Origin of the sequence: Gluconobacter kanchanaburiensis NBRC 103587 (assembly GCF_007988905.1) — a bacterium.
Lineage (GTDB): Bacteria > Pseudomonadota > Alphaproteobacteria > Acetobacterales > Acetobacteraceae > Gluconobacter > Gluconobacter kanchanaburiensis.
The window spans coordinates 21,435-35,993 of the sequence record NZ_BJVA01000008.1 but is presented as its reverse complement, the minus strand read 5'-3'; the positions used below and the strand labels follow the sequence as shown (position 1 = coordinate 35,993).

The 14,559-nt window shown below is 58.3% G+C and carries 14 protein-coding genes and 1 tRNA gene; 9 read left to right on the top strand and 6 right to left on the bottom strand.

Translation table 11 applies throughout. The annotated features are described in order from the left end of the window. Positions 1-627 precede the first annotated feature (627 nt). A complete protein-coding gene (locus GKA01_RS07970; RefSeq protein ID WP_228119981.1) occupies positions 628-3,702 on the top strand; it encodes a TonB-dependent receptor in 3,075 nt (1,024 codons plus the stop codon). A 157-nt stretch (positions 3,703-3,859) separates the two neighbouring features. On the opposite strand, the gene GKA01_RS07965 is transcribed toward GKA01_RS07970, so the two are convergent. Beyond that, positions 3,860-3,945: transfer RNA gene (locus GKA01_RS07965), tRNA-Tyr, on the bottom strand. A 68-nt stretch (positions 3,946-4,013) separates the two neighbouring features. Here GKA01_RS07965 and rlmB point away from each other — a divergent pair. Further along, the gene (rlmB, locus tag GKA01_RS07960) at positions 4,014-4,859 is read left to right on the top strand and encodes a 23S rRNA (guanosine(2251)-2'-O)-methyltransferase RlmB (protein WP_194265869.1); all 846 of its coding nucleotides are present in this window, start codon (positions 4,014-4,016) and stop codon (positions 4,857-4,859) included. A gap of 42 nt (positions 4,860-4,901) precedes the next feature. Here rlmB and GKA01_RS07955 read toward each other — a convergent pair whose 3' ends face one another. Next, positions 4,902-5,987: an alkene reductase gene (locus GKA01_RS07955; protein ID WP_146861194.1), complete on the bottom strand. Its 1,086-nt coding sequence runs from the start codon at positions 5,985-5,987 to the stop codon at positions 4,902-4,904. A gap of 94 nt (positions 5,988-6,081) precedes the next feature. Between GKA01_RS07955 and GKA01_RS07950 the strand changes: the two genes are divergently transcribed. Beyond that, positions 6,082-6,381, top strand: a complete 300-nt coding sequence (locus GKA01_RS07950; protein ID WP_146861191.1) for an ArsR/SmtB family transcription factor — start codon at positions 6,082-6,084, stop codon at positions 6,379-6,381. A gap of 157 nt (positions 6,382-6,538) precedes the next feature. Here the strand turns inward: GKA01_RS07950 and GKA01_RS07940 are convergent, their stop codons facing one another. Further along, complete coding sequence (locus GKA01_RS07940) at positions 6,539-6,913, bottom strand: hypothetical protein (protein ID WP_194265870.1); 375 nt, start codon at positions 6,911-6,913, stop codon at positions 6,539-6,541. Between GKA01_RS07940 and GKA01_RS07935 the strand changes: the two genes are divergently transcribed. Further along, positions 6,912-7,880 carry an RluA family pseudouridine synthase gene (locus tag GKA01_RS07935; RefSeq protein WP_146861188.1) on the top strand — a complete coding sequence of 323 codons (969 nt, stop codon included), beginning with the start codon at positions 6,912-6,914 and terminating at the stop codon, positions 7,878-7,880. The genes GKA01_RS07940 and GKA01_RS07935 overlap by 2 nt on opposite strands. Before the next feature lie 244 nt (positions 7,881-8,124). Beyond that, positions 8,125-9,018: an RNA polymerase sigma factor RpoH gene (gene rpoH / locus GKA01_RS07930; protein WP_146861185.1), complete on the top strand. Its 894-nt coding sequence runs from the start codon at positions 8,125-8,127 to the stop codon at positions 9,016-9,018. A gap of 63 nt (positions 9,019-9,081) precedes the next feature. On the opposite strand, the gene GKA01_RS07925 is transcribed toward rpoH, so the two are convergent. Beyond that, positions 9,082-9,279: an SDR family oxidoreductase gene (locus tag GKA01_RS07925; RefSeq protein WP_167506333.1), complete on the bottom strand. Its 198-nt coding sequence runs from the start codon at positions 9,277-9,279 to the stop codon at positions 9,082-9,084. Positions 9,280-9,584: 305 nt separating this feature from the next. Here GKA01_RS07925 and GKA01_RS07920 point away from each other — a divergent pair, with 305 nt between their 5' ends. Together GKA01_RS07920 and GKA01_RS07915 are read left to right on the top strand one after the other, a co-directional pair. Continuing rightward, positions 9,585-9,734, top strand: coding sequence for a hypothetical protein (locus tag GKA01_RS07920; RefSeq protein ID WP_228119982.1), 150 nt, complete (start codon positions 9,585-9,587; stop codon positions 9,732-9,734). 30 nt (positions 9,735-9,764) lie between these two features. Next, the gene (locus GKA01_RS07915) at positions 9,765-11,000 is read left to right on the top strand and encodes an MFS transporter (protein WP_146861179.1); all 1,236 of its coding nucleotides are present in this window, start codon (positions 9,765-9,767) and stop codon (positions 10,998-11,000) included. A 256-nt stretch (positions 11,001-11,256) separates the two neighbouring features. On the opposite strand, the gene GKA01_RS07910 is transcribed toward GKA01_RS07915, so the two are convergent. Both GKA01_RS07910 and gap read right to left on the bottom strand, forming a co-directional pair. After that, entirely contained in the window at positions 11,257-12,471 is a 1,215-nt protein-coding gene (locus GKA01_RS07910; protein WP_146861176.1) for a phosphoglycerate kinase, read from the bottom strand. 3 nt (positions 12,472-12,474) lie between these two features. Next, on the bottom strand, positions 12,475-13,497 hold the full coding sequence (gene gap, locus GKA01_RS07905) for a type I glyceraldehyde-3-phosphate dehydrogenase (protein ID WP_146861173.1): 1,023 nt from the start codon (positions 13,495-13,497) through the stop codon (positions 12,475-12,477). A gap of 145 nt (positions 13,498-13,642) precedes the next feature. On the opposite strand from gap, the gene GKA01_RS07900 reads away from it, so the two are divergent. Then, positions 13,643-14,137 (top strand): hypothetical protein, encoded by a 495-nt coding sequence (locus tag GKA01_RS07900; RefSeq protein ID WP_146861170.1) that lies wholly within the window; start codon positions 13,643-13,645, stop codon positions 14,135-14,137. A 93-nt stretch (positions 14,138-14,230) separates the two neighbouring features. After that, positions 14,231-14,557 (top strand): hypothetical protein, encoded by a 327-nt coding sequence (locus tag GKA01_RS07895; RefSeq protein ID WP_146861167.1) that lies wholly within the window; start codon positions 14,231-14,233, stop codon positions 14,555-14,557. Positions 14,558-14,559 lie beyond the last annotated feature (2 nt).

Sequence of the window (14,559 nt, the reverse complement as noted above, 5' to 3'; positions counted from 1 at the left end):
ACGGGCACTGCAGGCCAAGCAACGAAAGATAACACGCCCTCACAACAAGGTGCTCACCGCGAAGCGGGCGGATCACCACCGCTGTGGCTCCGTGAAACGGGTACCAAGGATATGAATCAGCCTGTCACATCCAGGAATATTTCATTCCATATCTGACATTTCTACCAACGAACTAAAAACTTCATTTTTATCAGTGCCTTATGAAAAATCAGCCGCCCAGAGCATGAAAATGCCCCGTTACGGGATGCATCATGTCTCAACAGATCTTTTCTCAGAGATCATGAAAAGAAACCGAAAATGAAGAATAAATTTATATTATTTCTAAATTGGAAATATATTAAGTTGCCAAATTGCAACACACAGAATCCATAGAAAGAGAATCAAAAATACAGAGTTCAAATGAATTATTTTTTTCATATTTCATTACGCCAGAGAGGATTCTCTATCCTTCAAGATTCTAGATTTATGGAGATGTTTATGGCGCGTTACAGGAATGAATCTAATTTTTATTTATTATTTCGTTCTGTAGCATTCGTTTCTTATGGCGCCCTGCTGTCAGGCTTTTTCTCCCTTCCATCTTTTGCGCAGGACAGCGTTTCTTCACAGGCGGCAGAAACATCGGCCCCATTGAAGAAAAATGCAGATCACAAGATAGCAGGCCCAGCAAAAGCCCCCCCTAAGGCAACTTCGAAAGGCCCGTCGAAAACGGGGTCGAAAACCGTTCACAAAAAGACCGGTACGTCGGACAGCGATGGGGGTAGCGAAAGCATTGTTGTTACGGGAACACGCCTGACACAGACACGCCTGACGAATGTGATGGCGGGTTTCACGGTGAGCGCTGACCAGCTTCGCAAGCGCGGCTACACGGATATCGGCCTCGCCCTTCTTCGCGAAGACACGAGTTTCAGCATTGGCGACAACTCCCCCATCGGAACACAAGGCAGCTTTGGCGCGGGTCAATCCATGATCTCGCTGCTGAACCTTGGCTCCGAGAGGACGCTGACGCTCATTGATGGTATGAGAATGGTCGGCGGTTCGACGGCATCGCTCTATGGCGCAGGATCCGGCTCTCAGGTCGATGTCAGCACCATCCCCACCTCCCTGATCAAGCAGGTCGATACCAAGCTGGGTGGCGCCGGTGCAGCCTATGGCGCGGATGCCGTCGCCGGTGTGGTAAACTATACACTCGACGATCACTTTACCGGCGTGGACTTCAACGCGCAGGGCGGCTGGAGTCAGAAGCTCGACGCGCCCAGCGAGAAGATCACCTTCAAGGCCGGTCGGGAATTTGATCATGGGAAAGGCGGCATCGTGTTTGATGTCGAGTACCGCAATTCCGGCGGCATGCTTTATAATGACCGCAGAAACCTGATCGGATCAGGCGCAACATCCTATGCCCGTCCGGAATACGGAACATCATCCAATTACGTCTACACGCTCCAGAGCAATATCAGGAACACGCTGGCCAGCGTCACGGGAACACCTCAATTGACGGGAGAGGATTTTCCCGTTCTTTACGGCCAGACCGAGGACGGGATTTCCGGCGCCAACGGCAACCCGTTGATTTTCAGTGCGGACGGAAAATCTCTTGTCCCCCTCACCTATGATTACGCCACGAAGAACGCATTAAGCGTCATTGGCGGCAATGCGACCGCACTTCGCGATTACGAACAGCTTTACGCCCCTACCCAGAAACTCAACCTGACCCTGCTGGGACATTACGATCTGACTGACCATCTGCATGCGACATGGCAGGGCTGGTATGCGAGAGGCACCGCAGCCAGCGACACGGCTCAGGGAACCTGGAATACGCCCGATTTCGACAATCCCCTCTCGCTTGCAAGCTATCATGCGACGGGTGACGTCAACGGGGCCTATACGCTGAGCACAGACAATCCCTATCTGACGACGGCTGAAAAGACGACGATCAAAAGCGCCCTAGCCGCTGCGGGACAGTCCACGGACACGTTCTACATGTCCCGCCTGAACCAGGATCTGGATTCAGGCATGTATCAGACCACGATGCAGATGTTCCGCTTCCAGGGCGGGCTCAAAGGCGATTTCGATGCCGTCGGGCGGCATTTCGACTGGAGCGTCAAAGGTGAATACAGCCGCTACATGAACGATACCTGGGAACCGGAAATCGTGACCCAGAATCTTCTGAATGCGCTGAACGCCACCACGGATTCCAGCGGAAACATCGTCTGCTCCTCGGGCTACGTCAATGCGCCGGTCAAGACGCGCAGTTCCACATGCTCGCCACTGGATCCGTTCGGCTATAACCAGATGACCCAGGCGGCCAAGGACTACATTACCGCCGACGCCCATTCGAAGAACGTCAATACGCAGCGCGACCTTCAGGCAGAAATTCACAGCACGCTCTTCCGGCTTCCGGCCGGCGATATCCGCTGGGATATCGGCTACGAGCACCGTCGCGAAGGTTACAACTTCGATCCGGGAACCTTTTTCGAAGGCTGGTCCGGCGGAGCGGACGACGGGTCCGACCTGCAATACGGCAACTCGACGATCATTCACGCCACCAGCGGCCATTACCTGACGCATGAAGCTTTTGGCGAGCTTGATATCCCGATCGTCTCCCCGGCCATGCATGTTCCAGGTGCGTATTCAGTCTCCGCGACAGCGAACGGACGCTATATCCATAACAGCATGACCGGCGGCTACTGGACCTACATGTTCGGCGGCGCATGGTGGCCAACACGGGACTTCGGCCTGAGCGGCAACTACGCCCAGTCCGTGCGTAACCCTTCCATCACCGAGCTTTTCTCTCCGGAAACCACCGATTACGAAGATGGTATCGATCCCTGCTCAACAGAAGGTATTTCCTCCGGCCCAAATCCGGCCACACGCGCGGCGAACTGCGCCAAGGCCGGAATCACGCAGCCTTTTGAATCGAATTTCAACAATGCAACGATCGAGGGCAAGGCAGGTGGAAACTCGAAACTGCAAAATGAAGTTTCAAAGAGCTTCACCGGCACCCTCGAAGTTCGCCCCCACTTCATAAGGGGCTTCGATTTCCAGGGATCTTTCGTGGACGTTAAAATCCACAATGCCATCACGTATCTGGACGCTCAGGACATCATGGATGCGTGCTACGATTCCAGTGATTATCCCAACAATGCTTTCTGCAAGGATTTCACACGCAGCAGCAGCGGTCAGCTCACGTCCTTCACCGCCGGCTACTACAACATCGCCTCCTACGAGACACAGGCCCTCAAGGCATCGGTGGATTACAATACCCCGCTCTCACGATTTGGCCTGCCAAGAAGTTCCGGCTCGCTCGATCTGCGCGGAAACTACACACACTATCTGAAGAGCCAGGAATCCTATCTTCAGAACACCTATCTGCTCAGCGGAACGACGGGTACGCCGAACGACCTTTTCACGCTCAATGCCAACTACATCCGCGGGCCGTTTACGCTCCAGTGGCAGACCATCTGGTACGGACCATCCCAGTACGCTACCCAGGTCACGAGCAGCGAGTACGAGCATAACAAGCGCCCATCCTGGGCTTACTTCAACCTGACTGTCGGATACGAACTCACCAAGAATTTCGACATAAATTTCATGGTTAACAACATCACGAACGCCCTGCCGAAATACGCGGGGACCGTGAGCCTGACACGTTATTACGAAGCGATAATCGGCCGCTCATTCCAGATGAATATCGGCGCCCATTTCTGATCTGAACAGCACCTCGCCCTGTCTCTGCAAAGAGGCAGGGTCGACAGAGTCCCACATGGACAGACGCAACTGAACCGCATCGCCATTTCATGAACGGCGATCACGTCGTCACGCCCGCTTTACGGAAATACAGATAGGAATTTTCTGGAAAAAGACCTGGTGGAGAGGGTTGGATTCGAACCAACGTAGGCGTACGCCAGCGGATTTACAGTCCGCCCCCTTTAGCCACTCGGGCACCTCTCCGGGTCGGCGGTTGGGATATGGCGGATTGACGGCTATGTCAATCGCCTGTTGTCGATTATATGCTTTTTATGGCCAGAAGATCCTCCTCCCGTTCCGCTCCCGACCGTTCCACGGCTCGTCCCTCTCCCTCCCCTCATGCCGAACAGTCTGCCCGCCCGGCGGGCGAGCGATCGGGAGGGCGCAATGCCCGTTCAGGGCGGCCATCGGGAGGCGGCTCCGGATCGGGGTACTGGATATACGGACATCACGCGGTTCAGGCCGCTCTCTCCAATCCCGAGCGCGTCATCCACGACTTTCTGGCAACGCGCGAGGCTGCCGCTTCTTTCGACACCACCTCGCGCAAGCCACAGATCGTCGATCGTGAGCGGCTGGACCGACTGTGCGAGCGTGATGCCGTCCATCAGGGCGTCTGCCTGCGGGTAGAACCGCTGGAGACACTGGCCATCCCCGATATCGTTGAGCGGACCGGTCCTGTTCTGGTGTTGGATCAGGTCACGGACCCCCGCAATATCGGTGCGATCCTGCGATCTGCCGCAGCTTTCGGAGCGGCGGCGCTTCTCGTTCAGGACCGCAATGCTCCGCAGGAAAGCGGCGCCATGGCAAAAGCGGCCTCTGGGGCCCTAGACGTCGTGCCGATCCTGCGGGAGGTTAATCTCTCCCGTGCCCTTCAGGCACTTCAGGCTGAAAATTTCTGGGTGGTAGGGCTGGATGCAGGCGGCACGCGGCTTGACGGCAAAAGCTTTGCCGGACGCCGGGTCGCACTGGTTCTCGGAGCGGAAGGGGCCGGACTGCGGCGCCTGACGCGTGAGACCTGCGACGAAATCGCCAGCGTTTATATGCCGGGCGACATGGAAAGCCTCAATGTCTCCAACGCCGCCGCCGTGGCGCTTTATGAACTGGTCCGCCCTGTCTGACCGGAAAGCCCGGGAGCCTGTTCCGCTCCCGGGCCTGCCATGTCAGTCCGTCGTGGACGTCGCAGCAGGGTAATCGATGTAGCCTTCTGGCCCCTGGCTGTACCAGGTTTGCATATTATCCGGCTGAAGCGGCAGTCCTTTGGCGAACCGTTCCGGCAGGTCAGGGTTCGAAATGAATTTCCGGCCGAAAGCGATCGCATCTGCGTGTCCCTCAGCCAGTGCGCCCTGCGCTGCCTCGAACGTATAGTCCTGATTGAGCACCAGCGGCCGGGTGAAGACCTTGCGGATCTGCGGGGACAGCTTGGGTTGATCCGTCTTTCCGAAAGTCCCGTCAGGACCAGGTTCACGCAGCTCAAGCCAAGCGACACCCAGATCCTGAAGCATCTTCGCGGCGGGCACGAAGACCGTCTCCGGCGCACTGTCGATGCAACCCTGCGTGTCTCCATTCGGCGACAGGCGAACGCCCGTTCTGTCCGCACCCACAGCGGCAATCACACGCTTCGTCACTTCCCGAAGGAAGCGGAGGCGGTTCTCAGGGGAACCGCCATATTCGTCCGTCCGAAGGTTGGTGCTGTCCCGCAGGAATTCGTCAATCAGATAGCCATTGGCCGCATGGATCTGGACGCCGTCGAAACCCGCCCGAATGGCATTGCGGGCCGCCGTTTCGTAGTCCCCCAGAATGCGACTGATATCGGACGCATCAATCGCCCGAGCCTGTTCATAAGGCTTTTTGCCTTCATAGGTGTGGACTTCGTTCGGCGCGGTCGTTGCGGAAGACGAAACGGGCTGCGTTCCCGTCACCGACGAATGGACCATCCTGCCCATATGCCAGAGCTGGGCAACGATTTTCCCGCCTTTGGCATGAACAGCAGCAACGACAGGCTTCCAGGCTTCAACCTGCTCATCGGTCCACAGGCCCGGCGCGAAAGGCCAGCCCAGACCTTCACGGGAAATGCCCGTAGCTTCGGAAATGATAAGGCCGGCCCCTGAGCGCTGGGCGTAGTATTCCGCCATGATCGGCGTGGGAACCGCGTTCCTGTCAGCCCGTGCGCGTGTGAGCGGAGACATCAGAATCCGATTCTTCGCATGAATGGGACCGAAATCGATAGGATCAAACAATGTAGGCATTACATCTCTCCTCAGAAGGGGATGTCATATTGTTCGATAAAACTCGAACAATGCAAGTGTTGCGATAAAATCTCAGGAAAGGGATAAGGGATTCATGCCCGCCTATCACCATCCCGCCCCCGAGACGTTCGAACTGAGTGCGGTACTCCGCGCGCTCGCCGATCCGGCACGGCTGGATATCGTGCGGCATCTCGAACGCGTCGGGGAAGCCAACTGCGCTACGCTGATCGGAACGCGCCCCAAATCCAGCATGTCGCATCATTTTCAGGTGCTGCGAGAGAGCGGAATCCTGCATACGCGCATCGAAGGGGTGCAGCATCGTAACTCCCTGCGCCGCGATGAACTCAACACCCGCTTTCCCGGTCTGCTGTCGGCCATTCTTCAGGCGTCCTGAGACGTCTTTCCCTCTCTGGCCTCAGTTTTTGCGCCAGATTTTCTCGTGGAAGCAGGTGGCGAACACCAGCGACGGGTAGAAGCGTCGTCCGCCGGGCTGATTTCACGCGGGGCGTACTGTACTCCGAACACAGTGCCCGTCGCGACGATCGCGTCAATCAGGGAGCGGCCGACGCAGGCGCACCAAAATCAAGCTCGGCGGCAATCTTTCCGGCTTCCGGATTCCATAGCAGCACACGATCACGCCCCACTCCGCCCAGCGTCACCGCCATCAGACCATCCGGACGCGCCGTCACAGCGGTAATATGTTCCCCTTCCTGAAGCGGCAGCGCCAAACGCGAAAAGCCACCCTCAACAAGCGGGACAGTTGCCGTAACACTGGGCCGGGGATGCAGGAAACGATAAGCAATCACCCCGATCAGGCCGAAAACAGCCGCAATGATCAGGACTCCCATCAAAATTACCGCGGCCAGCAGCGCTTTCGGTGTCTGCGACTCGCTGTTCGCCACTTCCTCGGCTACACCCTGTGTCATGTCTGATCCTGTTTCCCCATTCCGTCTTGTTGTCGATGCGACCGTGGCCGGCCAGAGAGCCGATCGCGCCCTTGCGGATGCCATCGGCACGGTTTCGCGCTCCCGGGTCAAGGCCCTGATTGAAGCCGGACACCTCTGCGTCAATGGAAAAACGGTCTGCGAACCGGCCGAGACCCTGCGCGATGGCATGACATTAGTGCTGACATTTCCCGAACCGACGCCTGCCCGGCCGATCGCCGAGCAGATTCCGCTCGATATCCTTTACGAAGACGACGACCTGATCGTGCTCGACAAGCAGGCGGGGCTCGTCACACATCCCGCTCCTGGCAACGAGACGGGTACGCTGGTTAATGCGCTGCTCGGCCATTGCGGTGAAGGATTCGAAGGAATTGGCGGCGAGAAGCGTCCGGGAATCGTCCACCGGCTGGATAAGGACACGTCCGGGCTGATGGTCGTGGCCAAAACGGCGATGGTTCATAACGCCTTGTCCGAAGCCTTCGCTGCCCGCGATATAGACCGCGCCTATCTGGCCCTCGCCTGGGGGCTTGTGCCATCCGAGGGCGAGTTTGACGGCAATATCGGCCGCGACAAGCGGGACCGCAAACGCATGGCGGTCGTGGGCAGTGGCGGCAAGGTCGCGCTGACACGGTTCAAACTGATTGAGCCGTTTCAGGCTGCTGTGTCCCTGATCGAATGTCGCCTCGCCACTGGACGGACTCATCAGATCCGTGTTCACCTTTCAAATGCAGGCCATCCCCTGCTCGGTGACCCGGTTTATCTGCGCCGGATTCCAGCTGCGGCGCGCGGTCTGTCGCAGGATGCGAAGGAAGCAGCGCTCGATTTTCCCCGTCAGGCGCTTCATGCGACCCGACTCGGATTTATCCATCCGCGGACGAAAAAGCAGCTATCGTTCGAAACTGCTCCCCCTGAAGACTTCCAGGCCTTGAAAAAGCGACTGATCGGCTAAACCTTAAAAGGCCATTGACTTTTTTGGCTGAGCCTGTCATAAACAGCTTATCCGACGAGCTGACGCGCCGCCGGAACGGATCGTACCGCCAGAAGTCGCCCAGTCCGGGGACTGACGGTCGGGGACGTGAAAGTCCTTCCCAATGCGTCACCTGGGTCAGACGGAACTCTTTCGTCGCCGGTCCGTATGAGTCTCCATCTCATCCGGATGCGGGTTAAGCCCCGGGCGAAAGGAGTCGAAAACCATGGCATCCCCAGCCGTCATTTCAGTGGGTCCCGAGAACAATCTCACCCGCTACCTTCAGGAAATCCGCAAGTTCCCCCTGCTGACCCCGCAGGAAGAGCTCGATCTCTCCCGCCAGTGGCGCAAGAACGAGGATACGAGCGCGGCCCACCGCCTCGTCACGTCCCATCTGCGCCTCGTAGCCAAGATTGCCATGGGCTATCGTGGCTATGGCCTGCCGGTGAACGAACTCATCAGCGAAGGCAATATCGGCATGATGCAGGCCGTGCGCCGGTTCGATCCGGAGCGTGGCTTCCGCCTTGCAACCTATGCCATGTGGTGGATCCGCGCCGCTATGCAGGAATACATCCTGCATAGCTGGTCGCTCGTGAAAATTGGCACCACGGCCTCCCAGAAAAAGCTGTTCTTCAACCTGCGTCGTCTCAAGGGACAGATGCAGGCCATTGATGACGGTGATTTGAAACCGGAGCAGGTCAATTCCATTGCCACAACGCTTGGCGTGCCGGAGCAGGACGTCCTGTCCATGAACCAGCGTCTGGCCGCGCCCGACCACAGCCTCAATGCGCCGCTGCGCATCGATGGTGAAGGTGAGTGGCAGGACTGGCTCGTGGACGATCACGAGAACCAGGAACAGACCTACGCCGCGTCCGAAGAGTTCACGGGCCGCAAGGCACTTCTGGATCAGGCTATGATGACGCTGAACGAGCGTGAGCGTCATATCCTGTCCGAGCGTCGTCTGAAGGAAGAGCCCTCCACGCTGGAAGATCTTTCCCATCATTATAACGTCTCTCGCGAACGTATCCGTCAGATCGAGGCGAGAGCGATGGAAAAACTCCAGAAGGCAATGGCAGCCGAAGTCGAACATCGCCGTCGTGAAAACGGTTTGCAGGCCTGATCCTGACCGCATCCTGTTCAGAAAGACCCCGTTGAAACCTCGGTTGCAGCGGGGTTTTTTCTATCAGAACATCGAAAGTTGACCATTGGATGCCAGTGCTCCGCCATCCACGGCGACTGTCTCGCCCGTTACGAATCCAGCCTCGGGACTGGCGAGAAAAACGATTACAGCAGCCACATCTTCAGGTTCCCCAAGACACCCCAGAGCCGTTCGTTCAATGAAACGCGCCGCTTTCTCCGGATCATCGACAACGTACGACACAGTCCCGGATTAACCGCACTAACGCGAATTCCACATTTTCCAAGATCCGGTGTCATAGACCGCGTCAGTCCCCCTGCACCCGCTCTTCCGAAATCCCGGCTAATCAATCCGGAACGGATGATGTATCAGATCGAAAAAGCCTGTATTCAATGTTGATCGACAAATCGATTTTTCACAAATCTGCCAATTTCATTCCTACCGAACGTGAGTAGTTCCCACCGTTTCTTCAGTGATAGAGACCGGATTCATGAAATTTTCCATCGCCACTGCCCGGCGTGAAGCAGGCCAGACAGCTGGACGTCGCCGTGTGCATTTCCATCATTGACGAGACCGCCTGGCCGATGGCAACGATCCGGATGGACGGCCCCCTCCTTGGGGCCATCGGGGTTTCCGACGGAAGTGTGAACGACGATATCGCGGTCGCCCGTCCGAGTGCCGCTGCGCTCAACGCCTGATCCTCCAGCCCGCATCAATGGTTTTCCTGCATGACGACTGACACCCTTCCTCCACCGGATACCACTGTTCAGGTCCCTCCCCCGCATGGCCGGACAGCCGCGCTCCTCACCCTGACATTCGGGACGTTCGTGGTGGGAACCGGAGAGTTCGCCATCATGGGCATGCTCCCGGAATTTGCCCATTCTCTCAGACTTTCTCCCGCAGAAGCCGGCTATGCGATCACGGCCTATGCGCTGGGTGTCGTCATCGGCGCACCGCTCATTACCATTCTGGGCGCCCGGCTCTCACGGCGCGAGCTTCTGCTGCTGCTTCTCATCCTGTTCTGCTGCGGCAACCTGCTTAGCATCACCATGCCGACACTGGGGCTGGTGGAGATCGGGCGGTTCATTACCGGCCTGCCTCATGGCGCGCTGTTCGGGATTTCGGCGCTCGTCGCCGCGTCCATGGTGGAGCGTTCACGGCGCGGCTGGGCAATCGGGCGCGTTCTGTCGGGTATTGCGATCTCGAGCCTGATCGGCGCGCCGTTTTCGACATTTGCCGCTAACCATTTTGGCTGGCGGATTGCCTATCTGATCATCAGTGTTTTCGGTTTCCTGACGTTCCTCGGCGTGTGGCGCTATATTCCGGCCGATATCCCCAACCGAAAGAACTCCCCATTGCGGGAGGTCACGGCCCTTGTAAAGGTACAGATCCTGTTGACCCTGCTGACGGCGGCCATCGGCTTTGGCGGAATGTTTGCGATCTACACCTATCTGACGAGCGTGCTTCAGAACGTGACGCATGTACCGGAATGGCAGGTCATGCTGTTCATGATGCTGTGGGGTTTCGGGATGCTGGCGGGGACCAATGTCGGCGCCTGGATCGTGGACCGGAACCTTGATGCCGCTGCCCTTGTCGCCCTCACAGGCAGCGCGGGGGTCATGATAACCTTCCCCTTCCTGCTTCATAACGGTCCACTGCTGATGGTGGATGTTTTTCTAATCCCAGCCTTTGTGAGCACGCTTGGCCCGGCGCTTCAGACACGGCTAATGGATTTTGCAGGAGACGCGCAAACGCTGGCGGCCTCGCTGAACCACTCCGCGTTCAATATCGCCAATGCGCTTGGCGCTTCGCTCGGAAGCGTTCTGCTGGCCCGGCAGTTCGGCTATGGCTCGCTCGGCATCGGCGGGGCGATTCTCTCTGTGGCTGGGCTGCTCGTCTATCTTCTGGCGATGCTGCTGCTCAGGCGCAGTGGGCAGTCCGAAATCCGGGGTCCAATCGACTGAGAGGTGTACAACCTGCTTAGTAATATGTCCCGCTCGTACGCCTTGGAGGAGACAGCAGCAATCCTGCAGGGCGTCCGCTTATAATAGGCTCCCCGGTCGAAGGCGGAGCGGGCGGCTTTGGGGGCTGGTTGTAGGCCTGACACCCGGCCAGACTGCAGAGCAGACAAAAGCCTGACAGAAATTTTCTCAACATCCGCCTCTCCTCTTCAAAGAGCGCATAAAAAAGCCGGGAAGATACCCCTTCCCGGCTTTTCTCTTATTCGAGCCCCAGATCGTGGCCTGCGGACCGCAGCACCTCGATGCCGGGAAGGATCTTGCCTTCCAGCCATTCGAGAAAGGCTCCGCCCGCCGTGGAGACATAGGTCATCTCGTCCACGACACCCGCATGACGCAAGGCCGAGACCGTATCACCACCACCAGCGATCGTCTTGAGTTTACCCTCTTTCGTCAGCCTCGCAGCATACTGCGCGACATCGACGGTCGCTTTGTCAAACGGTGCGATCTCGAACGCACCCAACGGGCCGTTCCAGACCAACGTCTTGAGCGTATCCAGTCGCTCGCGGATCAGCTCGACCGTGCGCGGACCAGCATCGAGGATCATGGCATCGTCCGGGACTTCACCGATCAGGCAGGTCTCGGTCGGGACATTGGCTTTGAACTCACGCGCGACAACTGCATCGACGGGCAGGATGATCTCGCAGCCTTTTTCCTGCGCGAGATGGGCGATCTTGCGTGCCGTTTCGTGCATGTCGGCTTCTTGCAGGGACTTGCCCACATTCATGCCTTCAGCCGCAAGGAACGTGTTGGCCATCGCACCCGTGATGAACAGCGTGTCCACCTTCTCGATGACATTCCCGATCAGGTCGAGCTTCGTCGAGATCTTGGAGCCGCCGATGATCGCACCGACCGGGCGCTCCGGGTTCTCCAGAGCAGCGGACAGAGCGCTCAGTTCGGCCTGCATCAGACGTCCGGCGAAGGACGGCAGGTCGCGGGCCACACCTTCAGTCGAGGCATGGGCGCGATGCGCAGCCGAGAACGCATCATTGACGAAGATATCGCCATTCTGCGCCAGGGCCTTGGCGAACTGCGGATCATTGGCCTCTTCACCCGCATGGAAGCGCGTGTTTTCGAGGACGATGATGTCCCCATCTTCCATCGCGCCCACAGCCGCTTCCACGGTCGGGCCGACGCATTCGGCTACGAAGCCGACCGGCTGCCCCAAAATCTGACCGAGCTTCAGGGCGATCGGACGCAGAGACAGAGCCGGGACGACCTGCCCCTTGGGGCGGTCGAAATGGCTGAACACCACGACGCGCGCACCCTTGTCGGCCAGTTCGCGGATCGTGGGCGCGACCCGTTGCAGGCGGGTGTCATCAGTAATGACGCCGTCATGCATCGGGACATTGAGGTCGGCGCGGACCAGCACGCGCTTGCCGCGTGCGTCCACACCATCAAGGGTGCGGAAGGCCATCACTCAGAGGCTTCCGAACAGAGCGGCCGTATCGGCCATGCGGTTGGAGAAGCCCCACTCGTTGTCGTACCAGGAGCAGACGCGCACCATCTTGCCACCATCGACAAGGACCGTCTGCGTCGCATCGAAGATCGACGACGCCTTGTCATGGTTGAAATCGGAACTGACGAGCGGCGCCGTGTTGTACTCGAGAATACCCTTCAGGGCCCCTTCGAGCGACGCAGCGCGGATGGCTTCGTTGACGGCTTCGGCTGAGGCCGGGGCGCGCGTCGGGACGAAATCCAGAGAAACGACCGAGACATTTGGGGTCGGAACGCGGATGGAGGTTCCGTCCAGCTTGCCCTTCAGGTGCGGCAGGACCAGACCAACGGCCTTGGCCGCACCCGTGGAGGTCGGGATCATGTTGAGCGCGGCGGCGCGGGCACGGCGCGGGTCCTTGTGCAGGGTGTCCACCGTGCGCTGGTCGCCCGTGTAGGAGTGGATCGTGACCATGTAGCCACATTCAATTCCGAACGCCTTGTCCAGAACGGAGGCCACGGGCGCCAGGCAGTTCGTGGTGCAGGACGCGTTGGAGATGATCTTCATGTCCGGCGTCAGAACATCATTGTTCACACCATAAACGATCGTCGCATCGACGTCCGTGGCCGGAGCAGAGATGACGACCCGCTTGGCACCAGCTTCCAGCAGGGCCGAAGCCTTTTCGCGGGACGTGAAGAGGCCCGTGCATTCCATCGCCACATCGACGCCCTGGAACGGGACCTGTGCCGGGTTACGCTCGGCAGATACCGTGATCGGACCATAGGTGCGGCCATTGGCTTCAATGATCAGGCTGTTGCCCTCGGCGCGAACGGTTCCCGGAAGGCGGCCATGCGTACTGTCATAAGCCAGAAGATGCGCGTTGGCCTCGACCGAACCCAGATCGTTGATGGCGACAACCTCGACATCCGTGCGACCGCTCTCAATGATGCCACGCAGCACCAGCCGTCCGATCCGTCCGAAACCGTTGATCGCGATTTTTACAGCCATGACCTGCCCTACTCCGTTTCTTGAAAACTCGGGCATCCTCCATAGCACCGCCACAGCAGAGCAACAGGGGGATTCAACAGTTTTTCACGAAGTTGATTCTATAATCTTGCTCAAAACGTCCGTTCCTGCGACGGTTCCGCACGATATGACACTGCCTGTCCAACATTTCCGTTCGCCGCGGGGTCTCCTTCCGCAGTCCGCCCTCCTGATGGGGGGGCTGCTGCTCGTCATGCCCCTGCTGTCCGGATGCAAACTGCTGGACCAGCGCACGTTCAACCCGAATGCGGGCAAACCTCCCCATCCCTATATCCCGCCCGCTCCTCCAGGACCGCCGCCGCACGCGCCTTTCCTCTCCGTTTCAGAGGGAACACCGGAATCGGAGTATGGGCCGGTCGTCGAACGTGCCGCGAAGACCGCCCTGTCTCGCAAGGAGAACGTGCTCTTCATCGTACAGGCCTTCGCACCTCCACAGGCCACACCGGACGCCCAGGCGCAGGCTCTGACAGAGGTAACGGACCACTTGGCCGCACCTGTCGCTGCCCATCTCACCAAGGCCGGAGCCCAGCCCATCCAGATCGAGATGCACGCCATCACGGATGGATCGACCGCAAAACCGTTCGTGCGTGTGGATGTGCGCTAGGCATCACCAACGACTGGAATACGCCGCGACTTGTTCCGATTAAGCATTGACCCCTCCACGGCAGGACGATAATTTTTTCGTGTCAAGCAGGTCGTGAGGCAGGATCTTGGCACGATTGTCTGGACGCCGTCCCTCATTGCCGCACGTCTTCAGGCGCATGGATTTACTTTAGCAGCGCACATCACCGACCGCGATCCTAACCATTCTTTCGGCAATCTGGCACAGAAACAAAGGACGTCAGGACTGATGATTTCACAACTGGGCAGCATGCCCCTCTCACGTCTGAATCGCCTCGACCTCTTTCTTGCAACTGCGATGACAACCTACGCGGTCACACACGGGCATGGGGTCGTCGCCTTTGCACTTGTCGCCATGACAGCGCTCGGCTTTCTCATCAAAGTAAAGCTGATGGCAGCCTGACG